This window comes from Kribbella sp. NPDC051586 (assembly GCF_044453965.1).
Classification (GTDB): domain Bacteria; phylum Actinomycetota; class Actinomycetes; order Propionibacteriales; family Kribbellaceae; genus Kribbella.
In genome coordinates this window covers 532224-550429 of record NZ_JBITDF010000005.1, presented here as the reverse complement: position 1 = coordinate 550429, position 18206 = coordinate 532224, and the positions used below count along the sequence as shown (strand labels likewise).

17 protein-coding genes are annotated in these 18206 nt (G+C 68.1%); 11 read left to right on the top strand and 6 right to left on the bottom strand.

What is annotated here, in order from left to right; translation table 11 throughout:
- Positions 1-163: 163 nt before the first annotated feature.
- Positions 164-604, bottom strand: a complete 441-nt coding sequence (locus ACIA58_RS36225; RefSeq protein ID WP_396408363.1) for a DUF4307 domain-containing protein — start codon at positions 602-604, stop codon at positions 164-166.
- A gap of 58 nt (positions 605-662) precedes the next feature.
- Here ACIA58_RS36225 and mca point away from each other — a divergent pair, with 58 nt between their 5' ends.
- The 3 genes from mca to ACIA58_RS36210 all read left to right on the top strand — a co-directional run bounded on the left by mca (position 663) and on the right by ACIA58_RS36210 (position 3048).
- A complete protein-coding gene (gene mca, locus ACIA58_RS36220) occupies positions 663-1526 on the top strand; it encodes a mycothiol conjugate amidase Mca (protein WP_396408362.1) in 864 nt (287 codons plus the stop codon).
- Positions 1527-1557: 31 nt separating this feature from the next.
- Entirely contained in the window at positions 1558-1875 is a 318-nt protein-coding gene (locus tag ACIA58_RS36215; RefSeq protein ID WP_396408361.1) for a hypothetical protein, read from the top strand.
- 138 nt (positions 1876-2013) lie between these two features.
- Positions 2014-3048 (top strand): copper resistance D family protein, encoded by a 1035-nt coding sequence (locus tag ACIA58_RS36210; RefSeq protein ID WP_396408360.1) that lies wholly within the window; start codon positions 2014-2016, stop codon positions 3046-3048.
- Between the two features lie 11 nt (positions 3049-3059).
- On the opposite strand, the gene ACIA58_RS36205 is transcribed toward ACIA58_RS36210, so the two are convergent.
- Positions 3060-3587, bottom strand: a complete 528-nt coding sequence (locus ACIA58_RS36205) for a nitroreductase family protein (RefSeq protein WP_396408359.1) — start codon at positions 3585-3587, stop codon at positions 3060-3062.
- Between the two features lie 49 nt (positions 3588-3636).
- Here ACIA58_RS36205 and ACIA58_RS36200 point away from each other — a divergent pair, with 49 nt between their 5' ends.
- The 3 genes from ACIA58_RS36200 to ACIA58_RS36190 all read left to right on the top strand — a co-directional run bounded on the left by ACIA58_RS36200 (position 3637) and on the right by ACIA58_RS36190 (position 9405).
- Positions 3637-5598 carry a thioredoxin domain-containing protein gene (locus tag ACIA58_RS36200; RefSeq protein WP_396408358.1) on the top strand — a complete coding sequence of 654 codons (1962 nt, stop codon included), beginning with the start codon at positions 3637-3639 and terminating at the stop codon, positions 5596-5598.
- Between the two features lie 225 nt (positions 5599-5823).
- The gene (locus tag ACIA58_RS36195; RefSeq protein WP_396408357.1) at positions 5824-7905 is read left to right on the top strand and encodes a M4 family metallopeptidase; all 2082 of its coding nucleotides are present in this window, start codon (positions 5824-5826) and stop codon (positions 7903-7905) included.
- Positions 7906-7989: 84 nt separating this feature from the next.
- On the top strand, positions 7990-9405 hold the full coding sequence (locus ACIA58_RS36190) for a M28 family metallopeptidase (RefSeq protein WP_396408356.1): 1416 nt from the start codon (positions 7990-7992) through the stop codon (positions 9403-9405).
- Here the strand turns inward: ACIA58_RS36190 and ACIA58_RS36185 are convergent.
- A complete protein-coding gene (locus ACIA58_RS36185; RefSeq protein ID WP_396408355.1) occupies positions 9402-9890 on the bottom strand; it encodes a hypothetical protein in 489 nt (162 codons plus the stop codon). The genes ACIA58_RS36190 and ACIA58_RS36185 overlap by 4 nt on opposite strands.
- Before the next feature lie 93 nt (positions 9891-9983).
- Positions 9984-11135 (bottom strand): phosphotransferase, encoded by a 1152-nt coding sequence (locus ACIA58_RS36180; RefSeq protein WP_396408354.1) that lies wholly within the window; start codon positions 11133-11135, stop codon positions 9984-9986.
- 53 nt (positions 11136-11188) lie between these two features.
- On the opposite strand from ACIA58_RS36180, the gene ACIA58_RS36175 reads away from it, so the two are divergent.
- Positions 11189-11638, top strand: a complete 450-nt coding sequence (locus ACIA58_RS36175) for a MarR family winged helix-turn-helix transcriptional regulator (RefSeq protein WP_396408353.1) — start codon at positions 11189-11191, stop codon at positions 11636-11638.
- Between the two features lie 143 nt (positions 11639-11781).
- Here the strand turns inward: ACIA58_RS36175 and ACIA58_RS36170 are convergent, their stop codons facing one another.
- A complete protein-coding gene (locus ACIA58_RS36170; RefSeq protein ID WP_396408352.1) occupies positions 11782-12477 on the bottom strand; it encodes a hemolysin III family protein in 696 nt (231 codons plus the stop codon).
- Between the two features lie 260 nt (positions 12478-12737).
- On the opposite strand from ACIA58_RS36170, the gene ACIA58_RS36165 reads away from it, so the two are divergent.
- The 4 genes from ACIA58_RS36165 to ACIA58_RS36150 all read left to right on the top strand — a co-directional run bounded on the left by ACIA58_RS36165 (position 12738) and on the right by ACIA58_RS36150 (position 17827).
- Positions 12738-13517, top strand: a complete 780-nt coding sequence (locus ACIA58_RS36165) for an isoprenyl transferase (protein WP_396408351.1) — start codon at positions 12738-12740, stop codon at positions 13515-13517.
- A 1430-nt stretch (positions 13518-14947) separates the two neighbouring features.
- Positions 14948-16279, top strand: a complete 1332-nt coding sequence (locus ACIA58_RS36160; protein WP_396408350.1) for a PhoH family protein — start codon at positions 14948-14950, stop codon at positions 16277-16279.
- Between the two features lie 196 nt (positions 16280-16475).
- Entirely contained in the window at positions 16476-17168 is a 693-nt protein-coding gene (locus ACIA58_RS36155) for a hypothetical protein (RefSeq protein WP_396408349.1), read from the top strand.
- Between the two features lie 17 nt (positions 17169-17185).
- Positions 17186-17827 (top strand): hypothetical protein, encoded by a 642-nt coding sequence (locus ACIA58_RS36150; RefSeq protein WP_396408348.1) that lies wholly within the window; start codon positions 17186-17188, stop codon positions 17825-17827.
- Here ACIA58_RS36150 and ACIA58_RS36145 read toward each other — a convergent pair.
- Complete coding sequence (locus tag ACIA58_RS36145; protein WP_396408347.1) at positions 17812-18189, bottom strand: DUF3224 domain-containing protein; 378 nt, start codon at positions 18187-18189, stop codon at positions 17812-17814. The two genes, ACIA58_RS36150 and ACIA58_RS36145, sit on opposite strands and share 16 nt — an antisense overlap.
- Positions 18190-18206: the final 17 nt, after the last annotated feature.

The window sequence follows — 18206 nt, the reverse complement described above, 5'->3', positions numbered from 1 at the left end:
CGACGGCGACCAATCCAACGAGCGTAGCAAGAGACCGCAGATCACGCAGGGGTTCTCGACCTGCGCAAGCACGGGGAAAGCGCTTGCCTTGAAGGTTTTTCCCCTTAATCGTTCAGAGCTACGGCAACCGGTTGCCGCGCCGAGTCGGCCCGGGGGAGCAGGGTCAGTGCGGGCGGTGCTGGTCGGCCGTCGTACACCCGACGAGGACGACGGCGGTCGCAGAGCGTTGCGTTGTCAGTGTGACCGGCAACACCTGGTGGCGGGGCGCATCCGCCTTCACCGTCACGGTCACCTCGCCGACGATCGAGAAGTCGGCCGCCTTCGCCTGCAGCCGGCAGCTGGCTTCCACCGACTTGGTCCGATCCACCTGCATCGTGGCCTTCGCGCTCGTCGGCGAGACGATCTCGAACCCGTTCAGTTGCGACGTCACTGCCGGGTTCGACTGGACCCAGGCCGCCCACACCAACCACGCCAGTCCGGCCAGGATCACGACGCCCAATCCACCAATCACGAGCGGTCGCCGGGACGGCCCGCGCCGTCCGTACCGGGCGTTCAGGTCGGGGGCCGGGGCGGCGGCAGATGACGCGGCAGATGACTCGGTCACAGGTTGTCCAGGGGGTCGGTCGTGGGTTTTGGCGGAGGTTGGAGGACCATTGTGTCTTGTGAGTGGAGATCTTCGGTTGTTGCATGTGCACGCCCACCCGGATGACGAGTCGAGCAAGGGAGCCGCGTCGACCGCCAGGTACGTGGCCGAGGGCGTCGAGGTGATGGTCGCCACCTGTACCGGCGGGGAACGCGGATCGATCCTGAATCCGAAGATGGACCGCCCGGAGGTGCTGGCGAACATCACCGAGATCCGGCGCAAGGAGATGGACGCGGCGCGCGAGATCCTCGGCATCCGGCAGGAGTGGCTGGGCTGGGTCGACTCGGGATTCCCCGAGGGCGATCCGCTGCCGCCGTTGCCCGAGGGCTGCTTCGGCGTGCTCAAGGTCGAGGACGCCGCGGCCCCGCTGGTGAAGCTGATCCGCGAGTTCCGCCCGCAGGTCGTCACGACGTACGACGAGAACGGCGGCTACCCGCACCCGGATCACGTGATGTGCCACCAGATCGCCGTGGCGGCGTTCGAGGCGGCCGGTGACAAGGACGCCTACCCGGAGCTCGGCGAGCCGTTCCAGCCGCTGAAGCTGTACTACCACCACACGTTCCACTACGAGCGGATGAAGGCGCTGCACGACGCGATGGTCGCGCGCGGCCTCGAGTCGCCGTACGCCGAGCGCCTGAAGGACTGGAAGCCGGACCCGGAGAACGAGCGCCGGATCACCACCCGGGTCGAGTGCGCGGAGTACTTCGCCACCCGGGACAAGGCGCTGCTGGCGCACGCCACGCAGATCGACCCGGACGGCGGCTGGTTCACCGTTCCGCTCGAGGTGCATCAGGCGGCCTGGCCGACCGAGGACTACGAGCTGGCTCGGAGTCTGGTCGAATCGGAGCTGCCTGAGAATGATCTGTTCGCGGGGCTGCGCTGACGGGCGGCGACGACAGTGAGAGACTGGTGGCGTGACAGCGACGACCTCCCTTCTGACGGCCGAGATCGACCCGAACACGGTGAAACCCGGTTGGGTCGCGCTGTTGATCGTGCTCGCTCTCGCTGCCGCCACGGTGCTCCTGTGGCGCAACATGGGCAAGCAACTGAAGCGCATCGACGTGGACCGCGATGGTGCGGACGACCCAGCACCGTCCGGCGACCCAGCGACTCCGGACAGCTCGCAGTCCCCGGATGGCGCTGCACCGCCTACGACTTCGGAGCCGACAGCGACGGCGACCTCGACGGAGAAGCCGACACCGACTGACTCGAAGGAACACTCTCAGCACTGACGCGATGACAGTGCGGTAACTGATTCCTGGTAGCTCGGATACACCCTGGTCACGAGATGGTGTCGGACTGGGCTGCCCACCTCTGCGTGACCCTATAGTGAGCCGCGTGCTGAATGGTGCCCACGCCCGGTCCGCTCGGTGAGCGCGACACGCGCGACCCGCGCCGCCCGGCATCGCATGCCCGGACGTCTGGTCGCCGCAGGGGCTGGTGCGGTCGTCATCGCCTCGGTGGCTCTGGTGGTCGCGTTGTTCGCGGCCGGGAGCCGGCCGCGCGACCTCGGCGGTATCGGCGGTCCGGACCTCTTCATCTCCTGGCTCCTGCCACTGCTCAAACTGATGTCGACGCTGGCGACGGTCGGCTGTGCCGGCGCGCTGCTCGCCGCGGTGGTGCTGCTGCGGATCGAGGGCGGTCCGCTCGGAGTGCAGGGCCGGCGTGCGGTCCGGGACGCGAGCAACTCGGCGATCATCTGGGCGGTGTGCGCGTTCGCCAACGCGGTCGTCACGGCGGCGATCCTGCTCGACACCCCGGTCCGCCTGCTGCGGTTGCGGCTGGACGACGCTCTCGGCGTACCCGAGGTGAAGGCGCTACTGATCACGGGCATCCTGGTGCTCGCCCTGGCGATCGGCATCCGCCGCGTACAGACCTCATCGGCGGCAGGGCTCGGCGTACTCGTCGCGATCGCCGCGTTGATCCCGACCGCGGTCACGGCGTACCCGCGGAACGAGTCGTACGTCGTGCTGGCTGGTGCGGCCTTGGTGCTCCACGTGATCGCGGCGACGACATGGGTCGGCGGGCTCGCGGGCCTGGTCCGGTACGGGCGGGCGAGCCGGACCGGTCTGCCGATCGTGCTGGAGCGCTACGGGCAGGTCGCCTTCTGGTCGTCGATCGCGGTGCTCGCCAGCGGCCTGATCAGCGCCGCCGGACGCCTGGCCGCGAAGGGCGGCGGCTGGGGCTCGATCCTCGACCCGCTCACCGGTGACGCGTACGGCGCCTTGCTGATCGTGAAGATCGCCGCCTTCCTGCTCCTCATCATCCTGTCCGCCCTGCATCGCGGGCGGGCCCAGGAGGATCTCCTCGACGCGGGCCAGCCGTTCTGGCGCCTTGTCGGCGTAGAACTCTTCGTCATGGCGTTGGCCATCGGCTTGTCGATCGCCCTGTCCCAGACGGTCTAGTCCCAGACGGTCTAGTCCCAGGGGGCGGTCCGCAGTTCCGCGGTACTGCGGCGCTCGCGGTCGGCAGGCCGGTCCTCGGCGGCGCGGCCGATGGCGATCATGGAGACGATGTGCCAGCCGGCGCCCGGATTCAGGTCGTCGGTGAGGGCGTCGAGGTCGAAGGCCCGGAACTGGCGGCAGGCGAGGTCCATCGCGTGGGCCTGCAGGGTCAGATGCGCGACCGACTGACCGAGGTCGTAGTCCGCGAAGTCGGAGTAGGCCCAGTCGGTGTCCTCGACGTACCGGTGCGCCATCGTCGCGATCAGCAGCGACGCGCTCGGCGCCCACCGGGCCGAACTGCGGGCGAGGTGCTTGACGATGCGGTCGTGATCGGGCTCGCCGCGGCGGGCGACGAAGTACGCCCACGGCTGGGAGTTGCCCGCGGACGGCGCCCAACGGGCCGCGTCGAGGAGCAGTTCGACGTCGTCGTCGGTGACGGCCCCGCTGGAGTCGAACCACAGCGGGCTGAAGCGGCTGGCGAGCAACGGGTGCACGGGCATGCACCAGTCCAACTGCTGCGGGCGGCGGTGCATTCCGTACGGTTGGAGCATGGCGAACGAGCTCGGGCGATCGACCAGTCCTTACCTGCGGCAGCACGCGGGGAACCCGGTGGAGTGGCGGGAGTGGTCGGAGCGGGCGTTCGCCGAGGCTCGCGAGCGGGATGTGCCGATCTTCCTCTCGGTCGGGTACTCCGCGTGCCACTGGTGTCACGTGATGGCTCATGAGTCGTTCGAGGACGGCGAAACCGCGGCCTACCTGAGCGAGCACTTCGTCAGCGTGAAGGTGGATCGGGAGGAGCGGCCGGACGTCGATGCCATCTACATGGCGGCGACGGTGGCGATGACCGGGCACGGCGGCTGGCCGATGTCGGTGTTCCTGACGTCGGCGGGGGAGCCGTTCTTCTGCGGGACGTACTTCCCGAAAGACGCGCGCGGTGGGATGGCCTCGTTCCGGCAGGTGCTGGAGGCAATCACCGACGCGTGGACGAACCGGCGCGAGCAGATCGACGGGATCGGGAAACGGGTCGTCGAGCAGCTCGGCGCCCAGCAGCAGCCGGCCGGGGGAGAGATCGACCTGGATCGGGCGGTCCAGCTGCTGAAGACCGATTTCGACCCGCTCGACGCGGGCTTCGGGCCGGCGCCGAAGTTCCCGCCGTCGATGGTGCTCGACTTCCTGCTCCGCCACCACCGCCGGACCGGGGACGACAGTGCCGGCACGGCGCTCGCGATGGTCGCCCACACCTGTGACCGGATGGCCCGCGGCGGCATGTACGACCAGCTCGCCGGCGGCTTCGCGCGGTACTCCGTCGACGGCCAGTGGATCGTGCCGCACTTCGAGAAGATGCTGTACGACAACGCGCTCCTGCTCGACGTCTACACACAATGGTGGACGACCTCCGCCGATCCGCTCGCGCGGCGGATCGCCGAGGAGACTGCCGACTTCCTGCTCGACGAGCTCCGTACGCCGGAAGGCGGGTTCGCGTCGGCGCTCGACGCCGACACGGACGGCGAGGAGGGCAAGTACTACGTCTGGACGCCCGAGCAACTGCATGAGGTTCTGAGCGCGGAAGATGCCGACTGGGTCATCGGACTCTGCGATGTCACCGGCACCTTCGAGCAGGGCGCGTCGGTCCTCCAGCTCCGGCAGGACCCAGACGACGCCGAGCGTTGGCAGCGCATTCGGCAAGTGCTGAAGCAGGCACGAAGCAGCCGCACCTACCCGGGCCGCGACGACAAGGTGGTTGCCGCCTGGAACGGTCTGGCGATCACTGCGCTGACACGCGCGGGTGTTGTGTTCGGCAAACCGCAGTACGTCGAGGCTGCTGCGCAGGCGGCTGGATTGATCCGGGACGTGCATCTCGACGGGCGGTTGTACCGAACGTCGCGGGATGGTGTGCGGGGGACTGCGGACGGCGTACTCGAGGACTATGCGGCGTTTGCCCTGGGCTGCTTGACCTTGCTGGGCGCCACCGGCGAGATTCGGTGGTTCGAGACCGCTGAGGCCTTGCTGGACAGGGTTCTGGAGCAGTTCGTTGCTGATGGCTCCTATTTTGACACCGCGGCGGACGCGGAGGCACTGGTCTGGCGGCCGCAGGATCCGACGGACAACGCCACTCCGTCCGGGGTCAGCCTGGCCGCGGAGGCGTTCACCACGCTGGCGAGTCTGACCGGATCGGTCCGGTACGAGACCGCTGCCGCCGAAGCGTTGAAGGCGTCGGCGGCGATCGCCGAGCGCGCGCCCCGGTTCGCCGGCCGGGCGCTCGCGGTCGCCGAGACGGTTGCCGGCGGCCCCCTCGAGATCGCCGTCGTCGGCGATCAGCCCGAGTTGACCAGGACCGCGTTCACCGACGCGCCATGGGGTACGGCGATCGTCACCGGCGAGCCCGGTCTCGCCGTACCGCTGATGGAGGGGCGGCGGCAGAGCGCGGCGTACGTATGTCAGAAATTCACCTGCCGGCTGCCTGTGACGTTGCCGGAACACCTTCGGCGCGAGTTGCGCCCGGCGGACTGACATCACGCGGGGCGCAGGTTTTCCCCTTCGTTTGGGTCACATCCCTTGACTCACGGCGACCGGGCCGCAACAGTCGGTCCTCAAGTCGGATGTAACAGATCTCGCACGAATCGACACGCAGTGTCACAAATGAGGCAGTGGCACTGCTGGGTCAGCATCCGGCCCGTCCCCAACTGAATTCGGTCGCTGCGCCCAAACAGCGACCACACGTGAGGAGATGTTGTCTTGAGACGACTGACATCAGCAGGGGCGGTGGCCATCGTCGCGGCAGCGGGTCTTGCCACGACGTTCACCGCTTCGACCGCGGGTGCCGCCGACCGGGCGGTTCCGCTTCCGCCGTCCGGCTTCAACCAACCGGCCGCCGTCAAGGCCGAACAGGCGCTGGCCCCGCAGACCGCCGCCGCTCTCGGGCTCGGCAAGGGCGAACAGCTCAAGGTTCACGACGTGGTCAAGGACGCGGACGGTACGGAGTACGTCCGCTACGACCGCACGTACAACGGCCTGAAGGTCGTCGGCGGTGACCTGATCGTCAAGCAGAAGGGCGAGTCGATCGGTCAGGTCACGTACAACCGCGGCGCGAAGGCCGTCGAGGTTTCCACCAAGCCGACCCTGTCCCAGTCGGCGGCTCTGGCGAAGGGCGCGAAAGCAGCGAAATTCAAGGCTTCCGGCAACAAGGGCCAGCTGGTCGTCTTCGTGACGCCGACCAAGCCCGTGCTCGCCTACGAGGTCGTCACCACCGGTGTGAAGCCCGACCAGACCCCGTCGGTGCTGCACTCGTTCATCGACGCCAAGACGGGCGCCGTTCTCGACCAGGACGACGAGGTCAAGACCGGCACCGGCAACTCGATGTACGCCGGCACGGTCACCATCGGTACGTCGGGATCGTCCGGCAACTTCTCCATGACCGACCCGAACCGCGGTGGCAACTACACCACCGATCTGAACGGCTCGACCTCCGGCAACGGCACCACGTTCACCGACGCCGACGACACCTGGGGGACCGGCGCCGCGTCGAACCGCCAGACCGCCGGTGTGGACGCGCACTACGGCGCCCAGCTGACGTGGGACTACTACAAGAACGTCCACGGCCGGAACGGCATCTTCAACAACGGCCAGGGCGCTCGCTCCCGCGTGCACTACGGCAACGCCTACGTGAACGCGTTCTGGGACGGCACCCAGATGACGTACGGCGACGGGATCAGCAACACCCACCCGCTGACCGCCATCGACGTCGCCGGCCACGAGATGAGCCACGGTGTCACCGAGGCAACCGCCAACCTGAACTACTCCGGTGACGCGGGCGGCCTGAACGAGTCGACCAGCGACATCTTCGGCACCATGGTCGAGTGGTACGCGAACAACTCCAGCGACCCGGGTGACTACCTGATCGGCGAGAAGATCAACATCAACGGCGACGGTACGCCGCTGCGCTACATGGACAAGCCGTCGAAGGACGGCGCCAGCGTTGACTGCTGGTCGACCAGCACCGGCGGGCTCGACCCGCACTACTCCTCCGGCCCGCTGAACCACTGGTTCTACCTGGCCTCCGAGGGCACCGGCAGCAAGACCATCAACGGCGTGACCTACAACAGCACCGCGTGCAACGGCACGACGTTCGCCGGTGTCGGCCGCGACGTGGCGTCCAAGGTCTGGTACCGCACGCTGAGCACCAAGCTCAGCTCGGGCAGCACCTACAAGGACGCCCGTGAGGGTGCGATCACCTCCGCCAAGGAGCTGTACGGCGCGGACTCCGCACAGTGCAAGGGCATCGAGGCCGCCTTCAGCGGTATCGCGGTCCCGGCCGGTTCCGCCGCCTGCGGTGGTGGCACCACGCCGCCGCCCACCGGCGACAACCTGCTGCAGAACCCGGGCTTCGAGTCCGGCGCGGTGAACTGGACCGGCACCTCCGGCCCGGTCACCAACAACACCGGCCGCCCGGCGCGCACCGGTAGCTGGAAGCTGTGGCTGCAGGGCAACGGCCGCGCCACCACCGAGAACGTCGGCCAGTCGGTCGCGATCCCGGCGTCGGCGACGACCGCGACCCTGTCGTTCTGGATCCGGATCGACACCGCCGAGACCACCACCTCGACGGCGTACGACACGGCGAAGGTGCAGGTCGTCGACGGTTCGACCACCAGCACGCTGGCGACGTACTCGAACCTGAACAAGACCACGTCGTACGTGCAGAAGACGGTGAACCTGTCGCAGTACAAGGGAAAGACGGTCACGGTGAAGTTCGTCGGCCAGGAGGACTCCTCCGCGCAGACCAGCTTCGTCATCGACGACACCTCCCTGACCGCGAGCTGATCGGCTCACGGTGACTCGTCCGGGGCGCGGCGCCACCGCCCAAGGTCCGCGCCCCGGATCCTTTTGGCCGAAGGAGATCGGTCCATGAACAAGCCCCTCGTCGCCGCGCTCGGCACCGCACTGGCTGCCGGCGCGCTGATTGCCCCAGGCAACGTCGCAACCGCGGCGGAGTCTCCGGACATCTCGGTCACCAACACCAAGGCCCACCTCGACCAGTTGCAGTCGATTGCCACCAGCAACGGCGGCAACCGCTACACCGGCCGGCCCGGGTACAAGGCGTCGGCCGACTACGTGAAGGCCAAGCTGGACGCGGCCGGGTACACCACCACCCTGCAGTCGTTCAGCACCTCGGCGGGTACGTCGTACAACGTGATCGCGGAGTGGCCGCACGGCGACGCGAACCACGTCGTGATGACGGGCTCGCACCTGGACAGCGTCAGCGCCGGTCCGGGAATCAACGACAACGGCTCAGGCAGCGCCGGCGTACTCGAAACCGCCCTCGCTTACGCTGCCAGCGGCCAAACGCCCAGGAATCGTTTGCGTTTCGGGTTCTGGGGATCCGAAGAGCTCGGACTGCTCGGCTCGAAGTACTACGTCAACAACCTGCCCGCGGCCGAGCGGGACAAGATCGAGCTGTACCTGAACTTCGACATGATCGCATCGCCGAACCCGGGGTACTTCGTGTACGACGACAACCCGGCCGGCGACGGCGCCCGTGACGACCTGGTCTCGTACTTCACCGGCAAGAGCGTGCAGACCGAGTTCATCGACGTACAGGGCCGGTCCGATCATGCGGCGTTCCGTTCGTTGGGGATCCCAACGGCCGGGACGTTCTCCGGCGCCGAGGAGATCAAGTCGTCCGCGCAGGCGGCGAAGTGGGGAGGTACCGCGGGGCAGGCGTTCGATGCGTGCTACCACCGGTCGTGCGACACGATCAGCAACCTGGATCTGACCTCGCTGGACCGCCAGATCGATGCCATCGGCTACATGATCTGGGCGTACGCGCAGAAGGACTACACCGGCGGCCCGCCGCCGACCGGTGACAATCTCCTGCAGAACCCAGGCTTCGAGTCCGGCACCGCGAACTGGACGGGGACGACCGGCGTGATCACCAGCAACACCGGTCGACCGGCTCGCACCGGCAGCTGGAAGGCCTGGCTGCAGGGGAACGGCCGGAGCAGCAGCGAGAACATCGGTCAGGCCGTGGCGATCCCGTCCTCGGCGACAGCGGCCGCGTTGTCGCTGTGGGTCCGGATCGACAGTGCCGAGACCACGTCGTCGACCGTGTACGACACGCTCAAGGTGCAGGTCGTCAACGGGTCGACGACGAGCACCTTGGCGACGTACTCGAACTTGAACAAGAGTGCGTCGTACGTGCAGAAGACGCTGGATCTCTCGCCGTACAAGGGAAAGACGGTCACGGTGAAGTTCGTCGGCCAGGAGGACTCGTCCTTGCAGACCAGCTTTGTGATCGACGACGTCGCGGTGACTGCCGGTTAGATCTTGGTGCAGAGCTTGCCCGGTGGGATGGCGGCTTCGGTGAGCAGTTTGTCCACCGGGGCCGCCAGCGGCTTGAGTTTCGGGTCCTCGATCCGGGCGGTCTTCCCGTTCGCCGTCACCGCGAGGATCATGTCGTCGGGGTGCTTCGTCGTCGGCTTCGTCGCGACCAGACCGGCCCAGTCGACCTGCTGAGCGGCCGTGGTGATCGTCGTCAGCAGGCTCGGGTCGAGCTTGCACCGGATCGTCTCCTTGCCGCGCGAGCTCACGGTCGCGACGCCGTCGGCGCTGATCAGCACCTGGTCGTCGAAACCGCCGAACCCGCCCTTGCGGCTGACCGTCAACGGCAGACCCGCGCCGACCGGCGTCGACTGCGTCACGCTCGCGGTCGGCAAGGTCGGTGCCGTTGGCGTCGGGGTCGTGGGTGTGCCGGCGGAACCGGACTCGTCACCGCACCCGGTCAGCACGAGTCCGGCCGTCACTGTCATGGCTGCCACTGCTGCGTATCTGCTCAGGTTCGTCACGCACTATGGATACACGTCGGCAGGGCGTTCGTTGCAGCTGTGACACGACTGAAATGTTCAGATCACAGGCGAGACCAGGTCGACCATCGCACGGGTCAGCTGCACCCGCTGCTCGAACAGTTCCCTTGACGCGTCGGCCTTGCCGAACAGCTCCAGTGGCAACGCGGTGAACGCAGCCCGGACGAGCAGCGAGCCGAGGTACCCGTACAGCACCTCGTCCTCGGACACCTGCATCCCCTCGGCCTTGAGCCCGTCCTGGAACGACTTCAGGATGACTTTGTGCACCACGGGCAACGCCTCCGGCGCCAGCTCGCCGGCGTGTGCCAGTCCGATCAGCAGCTGCCCCAGGTCGAACCCGACGGCCTGTGGGCAGTCGAAGCCCCAGTCGATCACCACGAACTCGTCCGGCTCGTCCTGCGGGACAAGCAGGTTCTGTGGGCTGGCGTCGCCGTGCTGGTAGCACTGCGGCAACGCCTCGAGCGCATCCAGTACGGCGGGAATCCGCTCGCCCAGCTCGAGCAGGTCGTCCCGCAGGCGGTGGTCGCCGAGGTTGCACACCGCCGCGCTGAGCAGGGGATCCCTCCAGGTCTGTGGATCCGTCAGTGCAGGCAGCGCGGCACGCCGTACCCGGCCCTCCGAGTAGAAGCGCAGTCCGATCCCCGGTGTGGTGACGTGCTCGCGCGGGAGGAACGGCTCCACCAGATGCGGCTGGCGGCGCGCGGACAGCTGCCCCAGCAGGTACGCCGCCCGCTCGAACCGCTCCATCGGCCACGGTCCCGGTTGCTGGACGACGTTCTCCATCCACAGGGTGGCGCGGTCGTCGTCGTACACGTCGATCCGGTACGACGCCGGCAGCCGCATGCCCTCGGGGAGGACGTCGGCGACGTCACTGCGATGGACGGCGATCTCCAGCTGCCAGGGCAGGTTGTGGACGAAGGGCTCGCGGACGTCCTCGGGCAGCAGGTGCATCATCGGCCAGTACCGGACGGACTGGAACTTCTTCACGAAGCACGACCACTCGACACCGCGCGAGGTCCCGAAGACCCGGTTGAGCGACTCGGTGCTCGGCGTACCGATCGGGTAGTCGACCGGCTCGACCCGGACATCGGCGGGCACGGCCCCAGGATCGCCGGTGATCGTCCGGACCAGGGCGATGAAGTCGTCGTCGGGCAGGGCATCTCGCCCGAGCGGTTCGAGTGCGGTGATCATGTTCCCCCCAAGGAAGTAAAGCCACCTTACTAACGGCATAGTAAAGTGGCTTTATGACTTCCGTCAACGACCTACCGAGCACGCTGCCGGGGCCGTGGTCCGGCCACATCGCCGGTCTGCTCGGCGCCGCACTCAAGCGGATCCGGGAGGAGATCCTGGCCAGCTCGGAGGAGCACTACCCCGGCCTGCGCGTCTCGCACTACCGCCTGCTCGACCTGATCCCACCCGACGGCGCCCGGATCACCGATCTCGCGGAGGTCGCGACGATGACCAAACAGGGCCTCGGGCAGCACGTCGACTACCTGCAACGCCTCGGGTACGTCGAATCCGACCGCCTCCGCGCCGACCGCCGCGTCCGCCTGGTCCGCCGCACCCCCAAAGGCGACGAAGCTGTCGCCTTCAGCCGAGCCGCCATCGAACGCGTAGAAGACCTCTGGTCCGCCCGCCTGGGGCCCGCCCGCTACGAGGTCCTCCGCGAAACCCTCCACGAACTAGGCGGCTAACCCCACCGCCACACCGCCGAGTCGTGGCAACCGGCGAGCACCGCCATCACCGAGTCGTGAGATTCGGCTGCTGCGAGCGACCTCTGTCCACGACTCGCGATCGGGGACGTCCGCCGTACGCCACGACTGGGCGAGGCGGAGTGCTAGCCGGCGTGGTAGGTGGCGATGGATACGGCTATGTAGTGGCAGATGAAGGCGGCCACGGTGAAGGCGTGGAAGATCTCGTGGAAGCCGAACCAGCGGGGGGACGGGTTCGGGCGCTTGGTGCCGTAGACGACGGCGCCGAGGGAGTACAGGCCGCCGCCGACCGCGATCAGGGTGACGACCGCGGCGCCGCCGGAGTGGTAGATGTCGCCCATCCAGAAGATCGCGACCCAGCCGAGGGCCAGGTAGATCGGGGTGTAGATCCAGCGCGGTGCGCTCAGCCAGAAGATCCGGAACAGGATGCCCGCGGTCGCGCCGCCCCAGACGAGGCCGAGCATCAGCACCCGGTCCTCGCCGTGCAGCAGCACCATCCCGAGCGGCGTGTAGGTGCCGGCGATCAGCAGGAAGATGTTGCTGTGGTCGAGCCGGCGCAGGATCGCCTCGCCGGTCGGGCCCCAGTAGAAGCGGTGGTACAGCGCGGAGATGCCGAACAGCAGCATCGCGCCGGCGGTATAGACCGCGGCGGCCAGCCGGGCGTTGGCGTGCGGGGCCAGGCAGATCAGGACGATGCCGGCGGCGGTGGCGAACGGAAACGTGCCGGCGTGCAGCCACCCGCGGAGCTTGGGCTTGAGCGGGCCGAGCCGGCCGGAGAGCCGGTGGCCGAGTTCCTCTGGCTGGGCGCTGGTAGCGGTCATCGCCGTCCTTTCCAGGGGTGCCGGGCGGTTTGTACCTACGCAACCGTAACCTACGGAACCGTAGGTTGCATGGGTCGGAAGGATGAAATGTAGGCGACGTCACCCGGTCGGCGCACCACCACCCGTGCTTACGATGCACGAACTGCGAGGAAAGTTCGACCTTCCTGACAGCTTTCTGTGAGCCACTCCGAGGGCTCTCACCCGCACCGAGATGTGGGCTAGCCTCGTGACCGAGAGTCTTCGAGGAGAGCACCCTGCCCATGCGGACACCTGGCAAGCAGAAGCTGCGCGACGCGGTCTACGGCCTGTACGAGCGCCGCCTGATCCGATCGCTGTCGCCGGACCGGATCCCGCGGCACATCGGCGTCATCATCGACGGCAACCGCCGCTGGGCCCGCCAGGGCGGCGACCCGGTGTCGCGCGGCCACGAGGCCGGGGCGAACAAGATCTCCGAGTTCCTGGAGTGGTGCGACGACGTCGGCGTCAAGGTCGTCACGGTGTGGATGCTGTCCACCGACAACCTGACCCGTCCGGCCGACGAGCTGGAGCCGCTGCTGCGGATCATCGAGCAGACCGTCGAGGAGCTGACCGCGATCGGCCGCTGGCGGATCCACCCGGTCGGCGCGCTGGACCTGCTGCCCGGCAGCACCGCGGAGGCGCTCAAGGCGGCCGAGACCGCGACCCACGACAACAAGGGCATGTTCGTCAACGTCGCCGTCGGGTACGGCGGACGCCGCGAGCTCGCCGACGCGGTCCGGTCGCTGCTCCTCGAGGAGGCCGCGAAGGGCATGTCGATCGAGGAGCTGGCCGACCGCGTCGACGTCGAGCACATCGCCCGGCACCTGTACACCAAGGGCCAGCCGGACCCGGACCTGGTCATCCGGACGTCGGGTGAGCAGCGCCTGGGCGGCTTCCTGCTGTGGCAGAGCGCGCTGAGCGAGTTCTACTTCTGCGAAGCCCTGTGGCCGGACTTCCGGCACGTCGACTTCCTCCGCGCGATCCGGAGCTACGCCCAGCGAGAGCGCCGCTTCGGTACGTGAGGCCGCGTCCGCAGCGGGCACACGTCGTACGCCGGCGCAGGTAGTACGCGTACGTCGCCGTACCGAGAGCCGCGCCCCACACGACCCAGAGGATGCCCGGGGCATTGATCGCCCAGTTGTCGCCGTCGAGCGGGAGTTGGGTGTTCATCAGGCCGGCGGGGACGAGTACGACGGCCACGATCGAGGCCGGGACGATCGCGAGCAGGGGCGGGACGCGCTTGCCCGCCTTGAACCAGATCCAGCGCGGGTAGACCTCGCCCCAGCGGTGCACCAGCCCGTGGGTGAGGACGCCGCCGGCCAGCCCCATGACGGCCAGCCCGAGGCCCATCTCGAGCATGCCGGGCGTGTCGGCCATCATCTGGTGGAAGTCCTTGCTGATGCCGACCGGCCAGCCGAAGTACCAGGCGACCCGGGTGAACTCGTACGGAAGGTTCGCCACCACCGCCACGCCGACCGCCCACTTCCCCCACCGCAGCGCAGCCGCAGGGCTCTGCCAGGCCCGTTCTCGCTCGCCCCGGCCGCACGACACGCAGACGTCCCGGGTACGCCGGTGGTACGCGAGCGCAGTCGCCGCCCACAGCACACCGCCGATGAACAGGATGATCAGGTTCACCCGGTGCCAGTACAGGATGTCGCCGATCCCGCCCTGCGCGCCTGGTACGCCGGTGAAGGCGAACACCACGATCGCGGGGGAGAGGGCAACGACTGCGATCAGTGTGTAGTCAGGGATCACGAGCGCGAGCCCGACCGCGAGGACGGCGGCGATCGCCTGCAGGACCGATCCGCGCGGCCGCATCCGGGTCATCGTGACCGCGAGTACGGCGCCGGCCAGGCCGATCGTTGCCATCACCGGCGCGACCACGTGTGCCGGAGTGCCTTCCAGGACCGAGGCGGTGGCGCGGTCGTTCGGTACGTGCGCGAACGGGTAGCCCGCTCCGCCGAAGGTCCAGTACAGCCCGAGTACGCCGTACACCAGGGACCAGGTCGCGGTGGCATACCCGGTCCACGACGGCCAGTTCTTCCTCATGCACCGAGCGTCGCCGCATGGGCCGGGGTACCGGATCACCCCTGGGAGTGAGCGTGTTCCCTCGGGCGATTGAAGGTGTAACGCCCTGTTAACCCCGTGGCCGGGCGTGTCGGGCTGCGCCGTTTGCAGGAGGCTCCTACCCTGACATTGACGGTCGGAGGGGAAGCCGGCTGTCACGGGAGGCCCGATCAGTTTGAGAATCTCGTTCCAGCCGGTTGCCCCATGAGGGGCCGAACGGAGTACCCGAGACCTCAGGTCTCGAGCTCGCTGATCGCCGTCGCCGTTCGTGCGACGGCTCGGATGGGGTCTGCACCGGGCCCCGAGGGCAGCACCCGGTCCATCACCTAACCACTGGCGGGCCGGGGCGAGGGTGAACGTCACGGCCTAGAAGAGGACGTGCGACATGGCCATCCACGCCAAGGCGTCAAGTACCTCATCCACACCGGACCAGCGCACGTTCGTGCTGGACACCTCGGTGCTCCTCTCCGACCCGCACGCGATGCTGCGGTTCGACGAGCACGAGGTGGTCGTCCCGGTGGTCGTTGTCACCGAATTGGAGGCCAAACGGCATCACCCGGAACTCGGCTACTTCGCTCGCACGGCGCTGCGGCTGCTCGACGAGCTCCGGATCCTGCACGGACGTCTGGACGCGCCCCTGCCAGTGGGGGAGAAGGGTGGAACTCTTCGGGTCGAGCTGAACCACACCGACCCGCAGACCCTGCCGGCCGGTTTCCGGCTCGGCGACAACGACAGCCGGATCCTGGCCGTGGCCTGCAACTTCAAGGCCGAGGGCAAGGATGTGACGCTGGTCTCGAAGGACCTGCCGATGCGGGTCAAGGCATCGGCGTGCGGCCTGCAGGCCGAGGAGTACCGGGCCGAGCTGACCCTGGAGTCGGGCTGGACCGGGATGGCCGAGCTCGAGGTCGAGACGCATGTCGTGGACGACCTGTACGAGAACGGCTCCGTGGAGCTGCCGCAGGCCGGTGAGTTCCCGACGCACACGGGTCTGGTGATGCTGTCCGACCGGGGCAGCGCGCTCGGCCGGGTGATGCCGGACAAGCGGATCCGGCTGGTCCGCGGCGACCGGGAAGCGTTCGGGATCCGCGGGCGGTCCGCCGAGCAGCGGGTCGCGCTCGACCTGCTGCTGGACCCGGACGTCGGGATCATCTCGCTCGGCGGCCGTGCCGGTACCGGTAAGTCCGCGCTGGCCCTGTGTGCCGGCCTGGAGTCGGTGATGGAGCGGCGCCAGCACAAGAAGGTCATCGTGTTCCGGCCGCTGTTCGCGGTCGGCGGCCAGGAGCTCGGGTACCTGCCGGGCACCGAGTCCGAGAAGATGGGGCCGTGGGCGCAGGCCGTCTACGACACGCTCGGCGCGCTGACCAGCGGTGACGTGATCGACGAGGTGATGGACCGCGGCATGCTCGAGGTGCTGCCGTTGACCCACATCCGCGGGCGGTCGCTGCACGACGCGTTCGTGATCGTGGACGAGGCGCAGTCGCTGGAGCGCAACGTGCTGCTCACGGTGCTGTCCCGGGTCGGGGCGAACTCGCGGGTCGTGCTCACCCACGACGTGGCCCAGCGCGACAACCTGCGGGTCGGCCGGCACGACGGCGTGGTCGCGGTGGTCGAGCAGTTGAAGGGGCACCCGCTGTTCGCGCACGTCACCCTGACCCGCTCGGAGCGGTCGCCGATCGCGGCGCTGGTCACCGAGATGCTCGACGACCTGCAGCTGTGACCGGGGCGGGGAAGGTGTTTGTAAGGAGCGTTACATCTTTTAGCTAGTAGCTTTCTGTAAAGCAACGGTAAGAACGGTGCGGTCGCCACGCGGCGACCGCACCGTTCGTTTGTGACCTGCTTGTGATCACGCACGGTTTACGTCAGAGTATGTTCTCGTTGCAGCCGACGGGGGTCGGGTTTTCTCGGAAGGACAGATGAAAGCGAAGCGCTCCGTCGCGGCTCTCGCAGTAACAGGGGTCGCCGTCGTCTCCGTTGTCGCAGGTATCGACCTCTTCAGCTCTCCCGGGAGCAGCAGTGCCTCGGAGAAGGTCTCAGGGCGAGCAGAGATGGCCGTCATCAACAGTGGGAAGGTGCTGTCCAGCGCCCCCACGCCGTCGGCCGCCTCGAAGTCGGCGGCCTCCGACGCCGCTGCCGACGCGATCCAGATGCGGAACCAGGTCGAGTTGATCGTGGCAGCCCAGGACGCGGCCGACGTCAAGATGAAGGCCAAGAACGCGGCGCTGATGCGCTACCGGGCGCTCCAGGAGGCCGACCGCTCGGTCCAGGAGGAGCGGGCCAGCCGGGACGCCGAGCGGAAGAAGTACGAGGGCACGCCGAAGGAGGTCGCGATGAACCTCCTCCCCGACCACGGCTGGAGCCAGAGCCAGTTCAGCTGCCTGGAGAAGCTCTGGAACAAGGAGTCCCGCTGGCGCACGGACGCCGACAACCCGACGTCGACGGCGTACGGCATCCCGCAGGCGCTGCCCGGCAACCGGATGGCGGCGTACGGCAAGGACTGGCGCACCAACCCGGTCACCCAGATCAAGTGGGGCCTGGACTACATCGAAGCCACCTACGGCTCGCCCTGCTCCGCCTGGGGCCACTCGCAGGCCAAGGGCTGGTACTGATCCCTTAGGGTCTGACGGTGGAGTTGGCACGGGCGGTCGGTCCGCGTGGTGAGCTTGTACTGCGTCACCGCGACGACGGGGCCTTGGAGTTGCGGGTGAACGGCGTCTTCGTGATGGACGATCGGGAGACGTCCAGCGAGGAGCTGCTGGCCTCGGTGGCGCTGGAGGCGGTGCATCACCCGGACCGGGTGCTCGTCGGCGGGCTCGGACTCGGCTACACGGTCCGCGCACTGCTGGCCGACTCCCGCCTCGGTCAGGTGATCGTCGCGGAGATCGAGCCTGAGCTGGTGGCGTGGATGCGCTCCGGTCTGGTCCCGTCGATACTCGACGATCCTCGGGTCGGTGTGGTGGTCGGCGATGTCCGGGCAGTCGTCACCGACCTTCCGCAGGCGTCCGTCGACGCCATCCTTCTGGATGTCGACAACGGCCCGGACTTCCTTGTCTACAACGAGAATTCGGCCATCTACACCTCCGGCTTCCTCGCCACCTGCCACACCAAGCTCCGTGCCGGCGGTGCCCTGACAGTCTGGTCGTCGTCGCCATCCGCTGAGTTGGAGTCAGCCGTCACGTCGGTCTTCGGCAAATGCCAGGTCAGCCCAGTCCCGGTCCGCTTGCAGGAGCGGGACGAGACCTACTACGTCTATCAGGGCAGCTCGTAGTCGACCGTGACCCGAGCACCCTGCTCGTCATGCACGTACTCGACCGTCCCGGTCAGACCGGCCAGGTCCCCCTCGGCAGCGACGATCCGGCCAGGAGCCGAGCTCTGGTCGGTCGTAGCTCCATGCAACAGGACGAACGATCCCTTCCGCCCGCCGAGCGCCCCGGTGAACCGCTCCATCGCCGTGTACGCCGCCGGGCCGTCCGCCGTCCCCACCATCAACAGCTCGGCCGAGCTCGTGCCGTCGAGCTCGCCGCCGGTGAACGTCTTCCCGACCGTCGCCCGCCCGAGCTGGATCGAACCGGTCTCGTCGTACGCCGCCTGGTCCCACTGGGTGATCTCGAATGCCTGGGTGAACCTCATCCAGTCCCCTCCTGTGT